Origin of the sequence: Nonomuraea sp. NPDC049419 (assembly GCF_040676995.1) — a bacterium.
Taxonomy (GTDB): Bacteria; Actinomycetota; Actinomycetes; order Streptosporangiales; family Streptosporangiaceae; genus Nonomuraea; species Nonomuraea salmonea.
In genome coordinates, this window is the sequence record NZ_JBFAQB010000029.1 from 26,323 (window position 1) to 44,242 (window position 17,920).

The window sequence follows — 17,920 nt, forward strand, 5'->3', positions numbered from 1 at the left end:
CGAAGGAACGCCGCCCTAGCGTGGGCCCATGCTCATCACACGCCATGCCGACGCCGCGGCGGTTCTCGCCGACCCACGGTACGTGCCGCCGCCCGCCGCCCAGGACGCCCCCGAGGGGACGATGGCCTGGCTGCGTGCCCGGGTGTCGCGGTTCAGCACCGGTGCGACGCACGCCGAGCGCCGCCGCGACCTGCTCGCGCTGCTCGACGGCATCGACCCGGCCGGGTTGCGCGCCGATGCCCGTGACCAGACCCGGAGGCGCGGCGGCGACTGGCGCGGGGTGCCCACGGCGGTGCTCGGGGCCGCGCTCGGCGTCGAGGACACCTCCCCCATAGCCGACGCCGCGGCCGGCTACCTGTCGGGCCCGGGCGACCCGGACGGCTCGATCGCCGACGCCGCCGTCGCGAAGCTGCTCGCCACCGCCGGCATCCCGGCGATCACCCTGCTCCTCCAGGCCCACGCCGCCACCGAGACCCTCATCGAGCACGCCCTGCGCCACCGCGCGCCCGGCCAGGCCGTGGACGCGCTGCTGCACGAGACGCTCAGGCACGATCCGCCGCTGACGGTGACCCGCCGGGTGGACACGCTGACCGGCGACGAGGTGACGATCGACCTGGTCTCCGCCAACCGCGACCCGTCGGTGTTCCCCGACCCCGACCGCTTCGACCCCCACCGCTTCGACCGTCACCACCGGCACTCCCCGCACCCCGAGGATTCGCCGCACTCCGGGGACTGCCCGCACCCCGAGGACTCGCCGCACGGCGGGGGCTCCTCGCACCTGACCTTCGGCTACGGCGTGCGGCCCTGTCCTGGGCCTGCCCATGCGCTCGCGCTGGCCGCCGGTGTCCTGGAAGGGCTGGTCCCGTGAACTTCCATGACCTGCACCGGCCCGGCGACCCCCTCCTGCTGCCCAACGCCTGGGACTACGGCTCGGCCGCGCTCCTGGCCGCCCACGGTTTCCCCGCGATCGGGACGACGAGCCTGGGCGTCTCCGCCGTTCACGGCAGACCGGACGCGGCCGGCGCCACCAAGGCCGAGACGATCGAGCTGGCTGAGACGATCAGCGGACTCGGGGTCCTGGTGACCGTGGACATCGAGGGCGGGTTCAGCGACGACCCCTCCGAGGTGGCCGACCTGGTGTCCTGCCTCGCCGCGCTCGGCGTCGCGGGCGTCAACCTGGAGGACGGCAGGCCCGACGGCACCCTGCGCCCGATCGAGCTGCACCAGCGCGTCATCGAGGCCGCCAAGGGCCACGGGGTGTTCGTCAACGCCCGTACGGACACGTGCTGGCTGGGGACCGGCGACACCCTTGAACGGGTCCGCGCGTACGGGCACGCCGACGGGATCTTCGTGCCGGGACTGAGCGACCCGGGCGCGATCGCCGAGGTGGTGGCGGCCACGCCGCTGCCGGTCAACGTCCTCTACCAGCCGGGTGGTCCTTCCCTCGCGCGGCTGGCCGAGGCCGGCGTGGCCAGGGTGAGCACCGGGTCGCTGCTCTACCGGGCCGCGCTGGGGGCGGCCGTGGCGACCGCGCTCGGCGTACGGGGGGAGCCGGCGCCGCCGATCCCGACGTACCAGGAAATGGTGGCCCGGCTGCCGGGATAATCGGAGGTATGCGCTTCCAGATCCTCGGACCCACCGCCGCGTGGCGGGCGGACGGCAAGCCGGTGGAGCTGGGCGGGCCCCGCGTACGCGCCCTGCTGACCCTGCTCGCCCTCGACGCGGGCCGCATCGTCACCGCAGGGCACCTGGTGGACGGCATGTACGGCGCCCGTCCTCCCGAAGGCGTGGCCAACGCGCTGCAGTCCCAGGTCTCCCGGCTGCGGCGGGCGCTGGGCCGTGACCGCGTCGAGTTCCACCCGGCCGGCTACCGGCTGGTCGCCGACCCCGAGGACGTCGACGCCCGCCGCTTCGAGCTGCTCATCCGCGACGGGCGGCAGGCGCTGGCCGGCGGCGACCCCGAGCGGGCCGCGGCGCTGCTGCGCGACGGGCTCGACCTGTGGCACGGCGCGCCGCTCGCCGACGCCCCGCACGCCGAGGCCGCCGCTGCCGCCCTGGAGGAGCTGCGCCTGACCGCCACCGAGGACCGCGCCGAGGCCGACCTCGCGCTCGGACGGCACCGCGAGCTGGTGGCCGAGCTGACCCGCCTCACCGGCGCCCACCCGCTGCGCGAACGGCTGCGCGCCCAGCTCATGCGCGCCCTGTACGGCAGCGGCCGTCAGGCCGAGGCCCTGACCGTCTACGAGGAGGCCAGGAAACTCCTCGACGAGGAGCTGGGCATCGACCCCGGCCCCGACCTGACCGCCGCCCACCTGGCCGTCCTCCGCGCCGACCCCTCCCTCACACCTCCTGCTCCCTTGACCCCGAGCCCTTACACCACCCCTGCCGTCTCGGCTCCCCCGGCCAATCCCCGCACCGACCCCGCCGGACCGGTGCGGGTGGGGTTGCGGAGTCAGCTGACCAGTTTCGTCGGCAGGGCTGAAGAGCTCGATCGGGTGGGGGCGAGCCTGCGGGACGGGCGGCTGGTCTCCCTCATCGGGGCCGGTGGGGCGGGGAAGACGCGGCTGGCGATGGAGGCGGCGGCCAGGGAGCCGGGCGAGGTGTGCTTCGTACCGCTCGCGCCCGTCTCCGGCGGCGTGCCCCAGGCGGTGCTGGCGGCGCTCGACATCCGCGACGCCCTGCTGCACGGCCACGAGCGCTCCCGCGTCGATCCCGTGGACAGGCTGGTGGCCGCCCTGGCCGACCGGGAGCTGCTGCTGATCCTGGACAACTGCGAGCACCTGGTGACGGAGACGGCCGAGCTGACCGACCACCTGCTGGCCGCCTGCCCCCGCCTGCGCGTGCTGGCGACCAGCCGCGAGGCGCTGGGCATCACGGGCGAGTCGGTCCTGCCGGTGACGCCGCTGCGGCTGCCGCCGCCCGAGGCGGACGACCCGCTTGACTACCCGGCGGTCAGGCTGTTCGCCGACCGGGCGGCGGCGGTCCGTCCCGGGTTCGCGGTGGACGAGGGCAACCGGGCCCACGTCACAGGGATCTGCCGCGCCCTCGACGGCCTGCCGCTGGCGATCGAGCTGGCCGCTGCCCGGCTGCGCACCCTCCCGGTGGCCGAGGTCGCGGCCCGGCTCGACGACCGGTTCCGGCTGCTGACCCGCGGCAGCCGTACGGCGCTGCCCCGCCATCAGACGTTGCGCGCGGTGGTCGCCTGGAGCTGGGATCTGCTGACCGAGGACGAGCGGCGGATGGCCAGGCGGCTGAGCGTGTTCGCGGGCGGCGCTCGGCCGGAGGCGGCCGAGCGGGTGTGCGGGCTGCCGGAGGACGTGCTGTTCTCGCTGGCGGAGAAGTCGCTGGTCGAGTACGTGGACGGCCGCTTCAGGATGCTCGCCACCATCAGGGCGTTCTGCCTCGAACGGCTGGAGGAGTCGGGCGAGGCCGAGGAGATCCGCCACGCCCACGCCCGCCACTACCTGGACTTCATGCTCGCGACCGACCCGCTGCTGCGCACGTCCGAGCAGCTCGTCTGGCTGGCCAGGGTGGACGAGGAGAGCGACGACCTAGACGCGGCCGTGCGCTGGGCCACCGAGGCGGGGCATCTGGAGCTGGGGCTGCGGCTGCTGGCCCACAGCGCCTGCTACTGGTGGATGCGCGGCCACCGCTCGGCCAGCTCCCACCTGGCCGACGGGCTGCTGTCCGCGCTGGGCGAGCGCCGCCTGCCCGGCATGGACGAGGAGTTCGCGATGTGCGTGCTCGTCTCGGCCTGGAGTGGCAGATCGGACGAGGAGCTGGGCTCTCGGCTGAGCGAGGTGCGCACGCTGCTGCCGATCGAGTCGCTGCCGAAGCGGGTGGAGTTCCTGATGATGCTGCTGTCGATGTTCACCGGTCCGCCGTCGGACTTCGAGGTGACGTACGACCTGCTCCGCCACTACGGGGACCGCCTCCCGCCCTGGCAGCAGTCGCTGGCCTACACCGGCCGGGCGTTCCTGCTGCAGGTCCTCGGCCGCACGGACGAGGCGCTGGCCGAGTTCGAGCGCAGCCTGGCCGCGTTCCGGCGGATCGGGGAGCGGTGGGGCATCGTGCTGGTGCTGTCGGGGCTCGGGAACCTGCGGCAGTCGCAGGCCGACCACCGGGGTGCGCTGGCGCTGGCCGACGAGGCGCTGGAGGTGGCGCGGGAGCTGCGGGCGTACACGGAGATCGGGGAGGCGCTGTGCCGGCGCGGCGACGCGCTCGCGCACCTGGGCGACCTCGAAGGCGCGCGGGCCGACTACCGGGAGGCGGCGGAGCTGGCGCGGATGAAGGGCTCGATGGAGATCAGGGCGTGGGCGCTGCTCGGCCTCGGCGAGGCGGCCACCGCGGACGGAGACCTCGGCACGGCCCGCGACCTGCTGGTACGCGCCCGCGAGGCATGCCCCCGCAGCTGGTACAGCACCGAGGACACCTGGGAACGCATCGAAACGGCCCTCACCCGCCTCGACGCGGCCGGCGAGCCGACAGGCGGCGGGGAAGCCGACGACGGCTGGGCCAGCGGCGGCCGGGCCTGCGACGGGGAGACCTCCCGCTGATCCGGTGGCGGTCAGCGGGCGGTAGGCGGGTGGTCAGGGCGCACGCCGAGAGTGGGCGGCATGACAAGCGTGAAGAATCCGTGGGCCTGCCTGGCCATCGCCTGCCTGGCCACGCTGCTGCTCTCCCTCGACCTGACGGTCCTGCACCTGGCCCTGCCCAGCCTGGCCGCCGACCTCGGCGCCGGCTCGACGCAGGTGCTGTGGATCGGCGACATCTACGGCTTCGCCCTGGCGGGCCTGCTGGTCACCATGGGCAACCTGGGCGACCGCGTCGGCCGTAAGCGGCTGCTGCTGATCGGCGCGGCCGCGTTCGGCGCCGCCTCCGTGGTGACCGCGTACGCTCCCACCCCCGAGCTGCTGATCGCGGCGCGGGCGCTGCTGGGCGTGGCGGGCGCGACCATCATGCCGTCCACACTGTCCATCATCAGGAACGTGTTCACCGAACCGGGCGAGCGCACGGCCGCGATCGGCATCTGGAGCGGCATGAGCGCGGCGGGCTTCGCGATCGGCCCGGTGGTGGGCGGCCTGCTGCTGGACCACTTCTGGTGGGGCTCGGTGTTCCTGATCAACGTGCCGGTCATGGCGGTGGTGCTGGTGGGCGGCTGGCTGGTGCTGCCCGAGTCGCGCAACCCGCACGCGGGCCGGCTGGACCTGCTGAGCGTGGGCCTGTCGTTCGCGGGCATCGTGGGCGCCGTCTACGCGCTCAAGGAGGCCGCGAACAAGGGCGTCGACCACGCTGACGTGCTGGTGGCGGGGGCGGGCGGGATCGTCCTGCTCGGGTGGTTCTGGTGGCGGCAGCGGCGGCTGGCCGAGCCGCTGATCGACGTACGGCTCTTCGCCCGCAGGGCGTTCAGCGCGTCGATCCTGACGAACCTGCTGGCGATCTTCGCGATGTCGGCGATGATGCTGATGTTCGCCTGGTACCTGCAGCTCGTGCTGGGCTGGTCGCCGCTGATGGCGGGCCTGGCGCAATTGCCCGGCGGGCTGAGCGGCGCGGTCGGCGGCGTGCTGGCCGCCCGGCTGATCCCGCTGCTGGGCAGGAACGGCGTGGTCGCGCTCGGCCTGGCGATGAACGCGGGCTCGTTCCTCTACTACACGACGCTCGGCACCGAGCTGAACTACCTCACGCTGCTCCCCGCGCTGATCGTGGGCGGGGTCGGCGTCGGGTTCGCTTTCACCGTCAACAACGACAACGTGCTGGCGACGGCGCCACGGCAGCGTGCGGGGGCCGCGGCTGCGGTGTCGGAGACGGCGTTCGAGCTGGGCGGCGCGCTCGGCATCGCGGTGCTGGGCACGGTGCTGACCAGCGCCTACCGGAGCAACCTGGAGCTGCCCGCCAGTTTGACGGGTGGAGTGACGGGCGGGGTGACGGGCGAGGCGGCGGGCGGGGCGGCGCGGGAGTCGCTGGCGAGCGCGATCGCCGTGGCGCAGGGCCTGCCGGCGGGTCAGGCGGCCGACCTCGTACGCGCCGCGCAGGCGGCCTTCCTCGACGGCGTGCACCTGGCGTCGTACGTCACGGCGGGCCTGCTGGCCCTGGTGGCGCTGCTGGCGCTGGTGGGCCTGCGCGGCGTGCCGAAGGTGATTCCGGAGGAGGTCCTGACGGCGGCGCACTCCTGACCGGTGGCGTCAGGGGATGGGGTTGGTGGGGCACGGCCGGACGGTCGTGGGCGACAGGCCGTCGAGCCGGCCCCCGATCATCCGGGCGACGCCCTCGATGGTCTGGATGCCCGTCCCCTCCCCCGGCTGCCGGTCGGTCTGCACCGACAGCAGCAGGTCGCGCCCGGGCCCCGCCACCCGCCCGTAACTGGTCACGGCCCACGTGTTCTGGATGAACGGCCGGGGCGTCCAGCCGTTCTTGAGCGCCACCCGGTCGCCTGGCCTGGCCGCCGCGCTGACGCCCCACGCCTGGTCCTGCTGCACCTGCTCCATCAGCTCCAGCACCGTGCGCCGGTCGGCCCTCGTCAGCCCGCGACCGCCCTTGGCCAGCACCCGCATCAGCCGGATGCGGTCGGCGGGGCTGGTCTTGGTGCCGCCCCAGAACCGGCTGGGCCCCGGCGTGGTCTCCCGCAGTCCGAGCTCGCGGTAGAGGCCGCTCATGGAGCCGGCCACGCGCGACCACAGCGCGTCGGCGGCGCCGTTGTCGCTCTCCTTGATCATGCGTTCCGCCAGGTCGCGCTCGCCCTCGCCGAGCCCTGCGTCGCGCCGGTGCAGCAGCGCGACGAGGATGTCCACCTTCGCGCCGCTGGCGGTGATCATGTCGTTCTGGTGCTCGCCCTGGCCCAGCCGGACGCCGGTGACCAGGTCGAGCGCGCCGTAGACGATGCGGCCGGGACGGCCTGCCAGGTAGCGGGCGATGTCACGCTGCAGCCGGGCGCGCGCCAGGGCCGCGCCGCGCGGGTTGGGGAACGACAGCAGACAGCGCGCCGCCTTGACCGGCGGCCGGACGACCCGCCCCACCGAAGCGGGCACCACGGGCGCGGGCTCGCTCCCGCATCCGGCCACGAGCACCAGGCTCAGCCCGGCCACCCATCTCGCACGCACGCCACCAACCCCCGCAAGCTCGACGGGGGTCGTACGGGAACATGCCCGGCACTCGTGGCCTATCCCTCACACCAGGGGTTTCCTGGCCATACCTTCAGCACGCCGTTGCCAGGAGCGGCGCTAGGAGTCGAAGCCCAGCCCCATCCGGTCGAGCGCGCGCAACCACAGGTTGCGTCTGCCCTGGTGCTGGTCGGCCTGCGCGATCGACCAGCGGGTGAACTGGATGACGCCGGAACGCACCGGCTCGGGCGGGAACGGGATCGGCTTCTCCTGGACCATGCGCAGCTCGGTCCGCTCGGTCGGCTTGCCGGACAGCAGGTCGAGCATGACGTTCGCGCCGAAACGGGTGGCGCCGACGCCCATGCCGGTGTAGCCGGCCGCGTAGACCAGCCGGCCGCCGTGCGCCTGGCCGTAGAAGGCGCTGAAGCGGCTGCAGGTGTCAATCACGCCGCCCCAGCGGTGGGTGAAGCGCACCTCGGCGAGCTGCGGGAACGTGTCGTAGAAGTGGCCCGCGAGCTTGACGAACGTCTCGTCGCGCTGCTCGTACTCGGGCTTGACCAGGCCGCCGTTGTAGTAGACGGCGTCGTAGCCGCCCCACAGGATGCGGTTGTCGTCGGTCAGCCGGTAGTAGTGGAACTGGTTGCCGGAGTCGCCCACGCCCTGCCGGTTGCGCCAGCCCAGCGAGGCGAGCTGGCCGGCGGTCAGCGGCTCGGTCATCAGCACGTAGTCGTACACCGGCACGACGAAGTGCTTGAGGCGGCGCAGCAGCGGCGGGAACACGCCGGTGCCGAGCGCCACCTGGCGGGCGGCGACCGCGCCGTGCGGCGTGCGCAGGGTGATCGTCGTGCCGTCGTCGTCCATCGCGCGTACGGGCGTGCGCTCGTGGACGCGGACGCCGAGCCGCAGGCAGGCCTCGCGCAGACCCCACGCCAGCCGCGCCGGGTCCAGCATGGCGCAGCCGCTGCGCTCCCACAGCCCGCCCAGGTAGGTGGGCGAGCAGACCTCGGCGCGCACCTGGTCCTGGTCGAGCGGCACGTAGTCGAGCCCGAGGTCGGAGATCAGGTCGAGATGCTCGCCGAGCGCGTCGACCTGCCAGGGCTCGGTGGCGACGTGCAGCTCGCCGGTGCGCTCGAAGGAGCAGTCGATGCCGTAGCGCTTGAGCGTGACCTCGATCTCGTCGAGGTTGGCCACGCCGAGGCGTTCGAGCTTGTCGATCTCCTCCGGCCACCGCTCCAGGCCGTTGGCCAAACCGTGGGTGAGCGTCGCCATGCAGAACCCGCCGTTGCGGCCGGTGGCCGCCCAGCCGATCCTGCGGCCTTCGAGCAGGACGACGTCGAGCGAGGGGTCGCGTTCCTTGGCCATCAGGGCCGTCCACAGGCCCGAGAAGCCGCCGCCGACGACGACCAGGTCGGCGGTGGTGTGTCCGAAGAGCCGCGCCTGCGGCTCGGGTCTGGCCGGGCTGTCCAGCCAGTACGGCTTGCGCTCCGCGTCAGCAAGCGCCTTCAGCGGATCCACACATCCCACTTCCCTACATGTTCTTCATGATGTGATCACGGGATCGAACTCAGGTGCGCCGCCGGGCCGCGACCGCGTTGGCGATCGCGATCAGCACCCCGATGCAGAAGATCAGCGTACCCATGACGTTGACCTGCGGCGGGATACCGGTCTTGACCGCGCCGACGATCCACAGCGGGAAGGTGACGGTGGAGCCGTTGACGAAGCTGGTGACCACGTAGTCGTCGATCGACAGGGCGAACGACAGCATCGCGCCCGCCAGCACGCCCGGCATGATCGACGGCAGGGTGACCTGGCGGAACGTCCCCCAGGCGGTCGCGCCCAGGTCCCTGGCCGCCTCCTCCAGGGCCGGGTCGAGCGTGACGACCCGCGCCCGTACCGTCACCACCACGAACGACAGCGAGAACAGCACGTGCGAGACGATGATCGTGAGGGAGTCGCGCGGCACGTTGCCCGAGACGAACAGCGACAACAGCGAGGCGCCCATCACCAGCTCGGGCGTGGAGATGGCGGCGAAGACGAGGAAGTTCGTCACGCCCTTGGCGCGGAAGCGGTGCCGGCCGAGCGCGAGGCCCAGCATGGTGCCGATGACGACCGTGATGACGGTGCTGACCACGGCGATCACCAGCGAGTTGCGCAGCGCCACGGTCAGGTCGGAGATGTCGAACAGCTCGGCGTACCAGCGCAGCGTGAAGCCCTGCCAGCTGGTGTTGGACTTGCTGCGCTTGTCGTTGAAGCCGAACAGGATCATCACGGCGATCGGCGACGACAGCCAGATGATGATCAGCCAGGTGTAGAGGTGCAGCAGCCGGTCGCCGGCTCTGGTGCCCCTCATCGCGCGGCCGCCTCGAGCACGTTCTCGGTGCCGAGCGCCCGCGCGTAGACGAAGATGCCGACCAGCAGCACGGCCATCAGCGTGAACGACAGCGCGGAGGCGGTCGGGTAGTCGAGGTTCGTCAGGTACTCGGTCTGGATGATGTTGCCGATCATCGTGTTGGAGGTGCCGCCGAGTATGGCCGCGTTGATGGGGTCGGCCGTGGCGGGCACGAACGTCATCAGCACCCCGGCGAACACCCCGGGCAGCGACAGCGGCAGCACCACCCGGCGGAAGGCGGCGGCGCGGCTGGCGTACAGGTCCTGGGCGGCCTCGACCACGCGCGGGTCCACGCGTTCGAGCGCCACGTAGATCGGCAGGATCATGAACGGCAGGAAGTTGTACGTCAGCCCGCCGACCACCGCGAACGTGGTGGCCAGCACGTGGAAGTCGCCGGGCAGCAGCCCCCAGTCCTTCAGCGTGCCGAACAGGATGCCGTTGTCCGACAGCAGGAAGTTCCACGAGATCGTGCGCAGCACGAACGAGACGAAGAACGGCAGCAGGAGCAGGAACAGGTAGACGGACTTGCGGTTGCCGGCCTTGAACGCGATCCAGTAGGCCACCGGGTAGCCGATGACCAGCATGGCGACGGTGGCCAGGGCGCCGTACCAGAGCGAGCGGCCGAGCTGGGTGCTGTAGCGGCCGAGCGCTTCGCCGTAGTTGGAGAAGCTGAACGTCATCGCGAAGCCGTCGATGGCGTTGCCGGTCTGCAGCGACACCGACGCCATCGCCACCATGGGGACGACCAGGAAGATCGCCAGCCACAGCCAGCTCGGCAGCGCCAGCAGGTAGGGGGTGAGCCGCCGCATGGTCAGGCCTGGGTGATCGACTGGAAGATCGGGTTGAACACCTGCTCCTGCTGGGTGGTGAGCGTGGTGTACGTGCGCAGCTTGGCGTAGTCGGCCTCGGAGGGGAACATGAGCGGGCTGTCGATCATGTCCTCCAGGGCCTTCTTGTCCTCGCCCTTGGCCGTCTTCGCCTTCTCCCTCAGCAGGTCCTGCACGGCCGGGACCGGGGTGACGAACTGGATGTACTCGTCCAGCTCGGCGGCCACGGCCGGCTGGTAGAGGTAGTCCATCAGCATGAGCGCGTCGACCGGGTTGGCGGCGCCCTTGGGGATGAGCATGTTGTCGGTCCAGATCGTGCCGCCCTCGGCGGGCACCACGAACTTGACGGGCTCGCCGGCGAGCTGGCGCTGGAAGACGTCGCCCGACCAGGCCATGGTCACCCAGACGTCGCCCTTGGATACGGCGTCGATATACGACTGATCATAATATTTCCGCACGATTCCGGCGTCGCGCTGGGCCTTGAGCTTCTCCCCCGCCTTGCGCCAGTCCGCCTCGGTCGACTTCTCCGGGTCGATGCCCAGCGCGATCATCCCGAAGTTGCCGATCTCCTGGGCGTCGTTCATCATGCCGACCCGGCCCTTGTACTTGGGGTCGAACAACGCCTCGATGCTGGTGATGTCCTCTTTGACGTACTCGGTGTTGTACGCGATGCCGGTCACCCCGGACGTGTACGGCACCGTGTACTTGTTGCCCGGGTCGTAGGACCGCTCCTTGTACTTCTGCCCGGCGTTGGCCTGGAAGTTGGGCAGCTTGGAGTGGTCGAGCGGGATCGCGTAGCCCAGCTCGATCATGTGCTGGAGCTGGATGCCGTTGGTCATGACGACGATGTCGTAGCCCAGTGACTGCCCGGCGCGCAGCACCGGGTCGGCCTTGCCGAAGAAGTCGGCGTTCTCCTGGATGACCTCTTTGTACTCGTACGCGATGCCGGTGTCCTTCGAGAACCGCTCCAGCGGAGCCTTGTCCTCGGGCATGTACTCCGGCCAGTTCGCGAAGACGACCTTGCCGTGCTTGGTCTGCTTGGCCCAGAAATCGGCCACCGCGTCCGCCTTCGGCGGCGCCTGCTTCTGTCCCTGCACGCCGCAGGCGGCCAGGGCCAGCCCGGCCGCGGAGAGACCGGCCAGCCTGAAGACGTCACGGCGGGTGCGGGGCTGCGTCATTCCACGCATGAGGAGGGGGTTCATGGGGTGCTATCGACTTCCAATCACGTACGAGTGCTGCGCCTGCCAGGACAGCCACACGGAGTCGCCTCGCTCCGCCGTCGCCGTCGCGTCGTGGGCATTCTGCTGGAACACGGTGATGACGGTCTCCCCGGCACCCTCACCGAGCCGCACCGCGTAACTGTTGTAGGTGCCGAGGTAGACCACCTCGGCCACGGTGCCGCGGACGGCGCTGCGCTCGCGCGCGGGCTCGTCGGTGCCGATGGTGATCTTCTCCGGCCGTACGGTCACCGTCACCTCGCCGTCGTGCCCCGGCACCAGCACCCGGCCGTCGCCGACCTTCAGCTCGCCGTCCCTCGCGGTGCCGGCGAGCAGGTTGGAGGTGCCGATGAAGCCGGCCACGAACGGCGTCGCGGGCCGCTCGTAGATCTCGCGCGGACCGGCGAGCTGCTCGACCAGCCCGTCGTTCATGACGGCGATGCGGTCGCTCATGGTGAGCGCCTCGCTCTGGTCGTGGGTGACGTACACGAACGTGATGCCGACCTCGCGCTGGATGCGCTTGAGCTCGATCTGCATGGCCTGGCGCAGCTTGAGGTCGAGCGCGCCGAGCGGCTCGTCGAGCAGCAGCGCCCTGGGCCGGTTGACCAGCGCCCTGGCCAGCGCCACCCGTTGCTGCTGGCCGCCGGACAGCTCGCGCGGCATGCGCTTCTCCCGGCCGGTCAGATCGACGATCTCCAGCGTCTCGCCGACCCGCCGCCTGGTCTCCTCCTGCGGCGTCCTGCGCTGCCTGAGCCCGAACGCCACGTTGTCCCAGACGCTCATGTGCGGGAAGAGCGCGTAGGACTGGAAGACCATGTTGACGTCGCGCTTGTTCGGCGGGACGTTCGTGACGTCCTGGCCGTGCAGCTTCACCAGGCCCTTGGTGGGCGCCTCGAAGCCCGCGATCATCCGCATGGTCGTGGTCTTGCCGCAGCCGGACGGGCCGAGGAGGGAGAAGAACTCCCCCTCGGCGATGTCCAGCGTCACGCCTTTGACCGCCTGGACGACCTCGCCATGCGAGAGATACTCCTTGACGACGTCTTCAAGCTCAATCGCACTCAGCCCGGTCATATCCAGGATTTTTCCTTGCTATTCGCCGATGTAGTGCATGACGTGCTTGACCCTGGTGTAGTCGTGCAGGCCGAACACCGACAGGTCCTTGCCGTACCCCGAGTGCTTGAAGCCGCCGTGCGGCATCTCCGACACGAACGGGATGTGCGTGTTGACCCACACCACGCCGAAGTCGAGCCGGTTCGACATGCGCATGGCGCGGCCGTGGTCGGAGGTCCACACCGAGCTGCTCAGCCCGTAGCGGACGTCGTTGGCCTTGGCCAGGGCGTCGGCCTCGTCGGTGAAGGTCTGGACGGTGATCACGGGGCCGAAGACCTCGTTCTGCACCATCTCGTCGTCCTGCTTGAGCCCGTCCACGACGGTCGGGGCGAAGAAGTAGCCGCGCTCGCCCACGCGGTGACCGCCGGTGAGCACCTTGGCGTGCGCCGGGACCCGGTCGATGAAGCCCTGCACCCTGGCGAGCTGGTTCTCGTTGTTGAGCGGGCCGTAGAGCGCGTCCTCGACGCCGAGGTCGCCGGTGACCGTGGCGGCCGCGGCCTCGGTGAGCGCGGCCACGAACTCGTCGTGCACGCTCTCCTGCACGAGCACCCGGCAGGCCGCCGTGCAGTCCTGGCCCGCGTTGTAGAGGCCGGCCATCGCGATGTCGGCGGCGGCCTTGCCGAGGTCCTTGACGTCCTCGAACACCACGACCGGCGCCTTGCCGCCGAGCTCCAGGTGCACCCGCTTGAGGTCGTCGGCGGCGCTCTTGGCGACCGACATGCCCGCGCCGACCGAGCCGGTGATGGCCACCATCGCCGCGGTCGGGTGGCCGACGACCAGCGCGCCGGTCTCCCTGTCGCCGGTGACGACGTTGAAGACGCCGGGCGGCAGCACGGAGCCGAGGATCTCGGCCAGCTTGAGCGTGGAGACCGGGGTGGTGTCGGACGGCTTCAGCACGATCGTGTTGCCCGCCGCGAGCGCGGGGGCGATCTTCCAGACCGCCATCATCATCGGGTAGTTCCACGGCGTCACCTGGCCGACGACGCCGATCGGCTCGTGCCTGACGACGCTGGTGTGCTCGGCCAGGAACTCGCCGGCCGTCGGGCCCTCGAGCGTGCGGGCGGCCCCGGCGAAGAACCGGAAGTGGTCGGCGGCGATCGGCGTCTCGTCCTCGGCCATGCGCGCCGGCGGCTTGCCGGTGTTGCGGCACTCGGCCTCGTTGATCTCGTCGGCCCGCGCCTCGATCGCGTCGGCGACCTTCAGCAGCAGCCCGGCCCGCTCGCCCGGGGTGGTACGGCCCCACGACTCGAAGGCGGCGGCCGCGGCGGCGTAAGCGGCGTCGACGTCCTCCTGCCCGGAGACGGGCGCCTGGACGTACGCCTCACCCGTGCAGGGGTCGATGATGTCGGAGAACCGGCCGCTCTTGGCGTCCACGAACTCACCGTTGATGAAGTTCTGCAGACGGGTTGTCATTCGCCCTCCTGGACAGGTGGCTGAGATGCCGCGACTCTGACAGAGCAGGTGCAGCTGGACAAGGGATTTCGTGGTGAAGATATCAAATTGCTACGAATTCGCTTGACAGACCGCCAGGAACTGACAACATGTCGCACCAGGACGGCAACCCAGCGGGAACGCCCCCGTAACGCCGACCCGCTAGGAGGAATCCTCTCGATGACGACGCCGCCGCGCGTACGCCGAAACAACGGCAAATCCGGGCCCGTTGTGCTCGACGACCTGTCCAAGCAGATCATCGAGCAGCTCCAGGCCGACGGGCGCAAGCCGTACGCGGCGATCGGCAAGGCGGTCGGGCTGTCCGAGGCGGCCGTCAGGCAGCGCGTCCAGCGGTTGCAGGACGCCGGGGTCATGCAGATCGTCGCGGTCACCGACCCGCTCACGCTCGGCTTCCCCCGCCAGGCCATGATCGGCGTCAACTGCGAGGGCGACCTGGAGTCGGTCGCCGACGAGCTGGCGGCCATCGACGAGATCGACTACGTGGTGCTCACGGCGGGCTCCTTCGACGTGATCGTCGAGGTGGTCTGCGAAGGTGACGGCCACCTGCTGGAGATCCTCAGCAAGATCCGGGCCATCCCCTCCGTCCGCGCGACCGAGTCGTTCGTCTACCTCAAGCTGCGCAAGCAGACGTACTCCTGGGGCACCCGCTAGCCGACCCGCCGGCCCACCCTGGCCCCGACCTCGGCCCCGACCCTGGCCCCGACCCTGGCCCCGACTCTGGCCACGGCCCGCACGGGTGCGCCGTCCGCGCCCGGCAGCCGCAGCGGCAGCAGGAACACCTCGATCGGGCCCGCCTCCGCGAGCAGCCGGTCGAGCCCGGTCAGGTTCTCGGCGATGACCGCGTGCGCGCCCAGCAGCGCCCGATGCGCGGGGAAGTCGGCGGCGGGCGTCGGGTCCACGCTGAACGCGTCGATGCCCACCGTCCGCACCCCGCGCTCGATGAGCAGCTCCGCCGCCTCCTCCGTCAGGTAGGGGTGCTCGGTGTAGCGTGCGCTCCCCCACCACTGGGACCAGCCGGTGGCGACCAGCACGATCACACCTGCCCCGACGTCCCCGAACGGCTCGGGCCCGATCGGCGCCCGCGGCGGCAGCCCGCGCACGTCCACCACGACCGCCGGCCCGCAGAACCGCTCCAGCGGCAGCTCGTCCAGCGCCGGCAGCGCGTCGTCGATGTGCCGGGGCGCGTCCACGTGGGTGCCGGAGTGGGAGCCGAGGTGCAGACCCAGGACGTTGACGCCGTCGCGGGCCACGGTCAGCGTCGGACCGGTCGAGACCTCGGGATCGCCGGGGTAGACGGGCATCCCGGTCTCGACCGGCACCGACAGATCGACGATCGCCATCAGGCCACCGGCTCGGTGGCCGCGGTGATGGGCAGCACCGGCGTGTCCGCCGCTCTGACCAGGCGCGGCCCCTGCGGCCCGTAGACCTCACGCGGCTCGGGGAAGGCGGTCAGCAGCGCCAGGTAGAGCAGCGCCGCCACCGCCAGGCCCAGCGGCAGCGAGACGTCCACGCCGCCCGCCAGGTCGCCCAGCGGGCCGACGAACTGGCCGGGCAGGTTCACGAACGCCAGCGCCACCCCCGCCGAGACCAGCCACGCGCTCATGCCACGCCAGTTCCAGCCGTGCGTGAACCAGTAGCGGCCGCCGTGCTGGCGCCGGTTGAACACCTGCAGCGCCTCCGGGTCGTACCAGCCGCGCCGCGTCACGTAACCGATCATCATGATCACCATCCAGGGTGCGGTACACGTGATGATCAGTGTGGCGAACGTGGAGATGCTCTGCGTGAGGTTCGCCGCGAACCTGCCGACGAAGATGAACAGGATCGACAGCGTGCCGATGAACACCGTCGCCCGCACCCTGGAGAAGCGCGGGAAGACGCTGGAGAAGTCGAGGCCGGTGCCGTAGAGGGAGGTCGTGCCGGTGGACATGCCGCCGATCAGCGCGATGAGGCAGACCGGGACGAAATACCAGCCGGGCGAGACCGCCAGCAGGCCGCCCACGTAGTTCGGGGCCGCCGGGTCGACGTACGCGGCCGCCTTGGTCGCGATGATGGAGGCCGTGGTGAGGCCGAACAGGAACGGCAGGATCGTGGCGATCTGCGACAGGAACGCCGCCGCCATCACCCTGCGGCGCGGGGTGCTCGCCGGGATGTAGCGCGACCAGTCGCCCAGGAACGCGCCGAACGAGACCGGGTTCGACAGCACGATCAGCGCCGCGCCGATGAACGACGGCCAGAACAGCGGGTCACCCGGCTTGATCGCGCCGGCGTACGACGGGTCGAAGTCGCCGGCGAAGGCGAACACGCCCAGCACGAACAGCGCCGACGCCGCCGCCACCGCGATCTTGTTGACGAACAGCATGAAGCGGAAGCCGTACACGCAGACCACGAGCACCAGGACGGCGAAGACGGCGTACGCGACCGCGTACGACAGGTCGGTGTCCGGCAGCCCCATCAGCCGGTGCGCGCCGCCCACCAGCGCGTCGCCCGACGACCACACCGAGATGGAGAAGAACGCGATCGCCGTCAGCAGCGACAGGAACGAGCCCACCACCCGGCCGTGCACGCCGAGGTGCGCCGATGAGGAGACGGCGTTGTTGGTGCCGTTCAGCGGGCCGAACAGCGACAACGGCGCCAGGATCAGCGCGCCCACGACCAGCCCCATTACGGTCGCGGCCAGCCCCTGCCAGAACGACAGCCCGAACAGGATCGGGAAGGCGCCGAGCACGCAGGTGGCGAACGTGTTCGCGCCGCCGAAGGCCACCCTGAACAGGTCGAGGGGGCGGGCGGTGCGGTCGGCGTCGGGGATGCGCTCGACGCCGTAGGTCTCGATCTCGGTGATGGAGCCGCTCATCCCGTCTCCTCCTCGGTCAGCGCCATCAGGCTGACCAGGTCGTACGCCACGTGGGACGCGGCGATCGAGGTGATCTCCGCGTGGTCGTAGGCCGGGGCGACCTCCACGACGTCGGCCCCAATGAGGTTGCGGCCCGCGAGACCGCGCAGGATCTCCAGCAGCTCGCGGCTGGTCAGCCCGCCCGCCTCCGGGGTGCCGGTGCCGGGGGCGTGGGCCGGGTCGAGCACGTCGATGTCCACCGAGACGTACAGGGGACGGTCGCCGATGCGCTGCCGCAGCAGGTCGATCACCTCGTCCAGGCCGCGCCGCAGCACGTCGGCCGCGGTCACGATGCCGAACCCGAGCCGCCGGTCGTCCTCCAGGTCCTTCTTGCCGTAGAGGGAGCCGCGGATGCCGACGTGGCTGAGCGCCTCGGTGTCGAGCAGGCCCTCCTCGACCGCCCGCCGGAACGGGGTGCCGTGGGTGTACTCGGCGCCGAAGTAGGTGTCCCAGGTGTCGAGGTGGGCGTCGAAGTGCACCAGCGCCACCGGGCCGTGCCTGCGCGCCGCCGCACGCAGCAGCGGCAGGGCGATCGTGTGGTCGCCGCCGATCGTGACCAGCCGGGCGTCCATGCCGCCTGCCGCGTCCTCGATCGTCTCGATGGCGGCGCCGATGTCGAACGGGTTCACCGCGATGTCGCCGGCGTCGGCGACCTGCGCCCGCGCGAACGGGGAGACGTCCAGGCCCGGATGGTACGGCCGCAGCAGCCGCGAGGCCTCCCTGACCGCCGCGGGGCCGAACCTGGCCCCCGGCCGGTAGGAGACGCCGGTGTCGAAGGGCACGCCGACCACCGCCACGTCGGCCCGCTCGACCTGGTCGAGCCGGGGCAGGCGGGCGAAGGTGGCGAACCCCGCGAAGCGCGGGACCTTGGAGGAGTCGACGGGTCCTGTGTTCATGTCCGCCAGTGTTCGTCATGGCTCTGACCTGCGGCAATTGTA

The 17,920-nt window shown here is 71.4% G+C and carries 15 protein-coding genes; 5 read left to right on the forward strand and 10 right to left on the reverse strand.

Annotation, left to right across the window (positions count from 1 at the left end; all coding sequences use genetic code 11):
- Window positions 1-28 precede the first annotated feature (28 nt).
- The 4 genes from AB0K12_RS44610 to AB0K12_RS44625 are packed head-to-tail and all read left to right on the forward strand — an operon-like array spanning window position 29 to window position 6,173.
- Entirely contained in the window at window positions 29-868 is an 840-nt protein-coding gene (locus AB0K12_RS44610) for a cytochrome P450 (RefSeq protein WP_364574729.1), read from the forward strand.
- Window positions 865-1,605, forward strand: a complete 741-nt coding sequence (locus AB0K12_RS44615; protein ID WP_364574731.1) for an isocitrate lyase/phosphoenolpyruvate mutase family protein — start codon at window positions 865-867, stop codon at window positions 1,603-1,605. The genes AB0K12_RS44610 and AB0K12_RS44615 overlap by 4 nt, the downstream gene beginning before the upstream one ends.
- An 8-nt stretch (window positions 1,606-1,613) precedes the next feature.
- Complete coding sequence (locus AB0K12_RS44620) at window positions 1,614-4,556, forward strand: BTAD domain-containing putative transcriptional regulator (RefSeq protein WP_364574733.1); 2,943 nt, start codon at window positions 1,614-1,616, stop codon at window positions 4,554-4,556.
- A 60-nt stretch (window positions 4,557-4,616) separates the two neighbouring features.
- The gene (locus AB0K12_RS44625; protein WP_364574735.1) at window positions 4,617-6,173 is read left to right on the forward strand and encodes an MFS transporter; all 1,557 of its coding nucleotides are present in this window, start codon (window positions 4,617-4,619) and stop codon (window positions 6,171-6,173) included.
- A 9-nt stretch (window positions 6,174-6,182) separates the two neighbouring features.
- Here the strand turns inward: AB0K12_RS44625 and AB0K12_RS44630 are convergent, their stop codons facing one another.
- From AB0K12_RS44630 to AB0K12_RS44660, 7 genes are all read right to left on the reverse strand, one after another.
- Complete coding sequence (locus AB0K12_RS44630) at window positions 6,183-7,097, reverse strand: serine hydrolase (protein ID WP_364574737.1); 915 nt, start codon at window positions 7,095-7,097, stop codon at window positions 6,183-6,185.
- A 120-nt stretch (window positions 7,098-7,217) separates the two neighbouring features.
- Window positions 7,218-8,612, reverse strand: coding sequence for an FAD-dependent oxidoreductase (locus AB0K12_RS44635; RefSeq protein WP_364574739.1), 1,395 nt, complete (start codon window positions 8,610-8,612; stop codon window positions 7,218-7,220).
- Between the two features lie 49 nt (window positions 8,613-8,661).
- Window positions 8,662-9,447 (reverse strand): ABC transporter permease, encoded by a 786-nt coding sequence (locus AB0K12_RS44640; protein WP_364574741.1) that lies wholly within the window; start codon window positions 9,445-9,447, stop codon window positions 8,662-8,664.
- Entirely contained in the window at window positions 9,444-10,295 is an 852-nt protein-coding gene (locus tag AB0K12_RS44645; protein WP_364574743.1) for an ABC transporter permease, read from the reverse strand. The genes AB0K12_RS44640 and AB0K12_RS44645 overlap by 4 nt, the downstream gene beginning before the upstream one ends.
- Window positions 10,296-10,297: 2 nt before the next feature.
- Window positions 10,298-11,491 carry a spermidine/putrescine ABC transporter substrate-binding protein gene (locus tag AB0K12_RS44650; protein ID WP_364574745.1) on the reverse strand — a complete coding sequence of 398 codons (1,194 nt, stop codon included), beginning with the start codon at window positions 11,489-11,491 and terminating at the stop codon, window positions 10,298-10,300.
- A 30-nt stretch (window positions 11,492-11,521) separates the two neighbouring features.
- A complete protein-coding gene (locus tag AB0K12_RS44655) occupies window positions 11,522-12,601 on the reverse strand; it encodes an ABC transporter ATP-binding protein (protein ID WP_364574747.1) in 1,080 nt (359 codons plus the stop codon).
- A gap of 18 nt (window positions 12,602-12,619) precedes the next feature.
- On the reverse strand, window positions 12,620-14,053 hold the full coding sequence (locus AB0K12_RS44660) for a gamma-aminobutyraldehyde dehydrogenase (protein ID WP_364574749.1): 1,434 nt from the start codon (window positions 14,051-14,053) through the stop codon (window positions 12,620-12,622).
- 198 nt (window positions 14,054-14,251) lie between these two features.
- On the opposite strand from AB0K12_RS44660, the gene AB0K12_RS44665 reads away from it, so the two are divergent.
- The gene (locus AB0K12_RS44665; RefSeq protein ID WP_355422752.1) at window positions 14,252-14,743 is read left to right on the forward strand and encodes an Lrp/AsnC family transcriptional regulator; all 492 of its coding nucleotides are present in this window, start codon (window positions 14,252-14,254) and stop codon (window positions 14,741-14,743) included.
- Here the strand turns inward: AB0K12_RS44665 and AB0K12_RS44670 are convergent.
- The 3 genes from AB0K12_RS44670 to speB are packed head-to-tail and all read right to left on the reverse strand — an operon-like array spanning window position 14,740 to window position 17,878.
- Window positions 14,740-15,432, reverse strand: coding sequence for a cyclase family protein (locus AB0K12_RS44670; RefSeq protein ID WP_364574752.1), 693 nt, complete (start codon window positions 15,430-15,432; stop codon window positions 14,740-14,742). The genes AB0K12_RS44665 and AB0K12_RS44670 overlap by 4 nt on opposite strands.
- Complete coding sequence (locus AB0K12_RS44675; RefSeq protein WP_364574754.1) at window positions 15,432-16,943, reverse strand: cytosine permease; 1,512 nt, start codon at window positions 16,941-16,943, stop codon at window positions 15,432-15,434. Before AB0K12_RS44675 ends, AB0K12_RS44670 begins: the two co-directional genes overlap by 1 nt.
- Window positions 16,940-17,878: an agmatinase gene (gene speB / locus AB0K12_RS44680; protein ID WP_364574756.1), complete on the reverse strand. Its 939-nt coding sequence runs from the start codon at window positions 17,876-17,878 to the stop codon at window positions 16,940-16,942. The genes AB0K12_RS44675 and speB overlap by 4 nt, the downstream gene beginning before the upstream one ends.
- Window positions 17,879-17,920 lie beyond the last annotated feature (42 nt).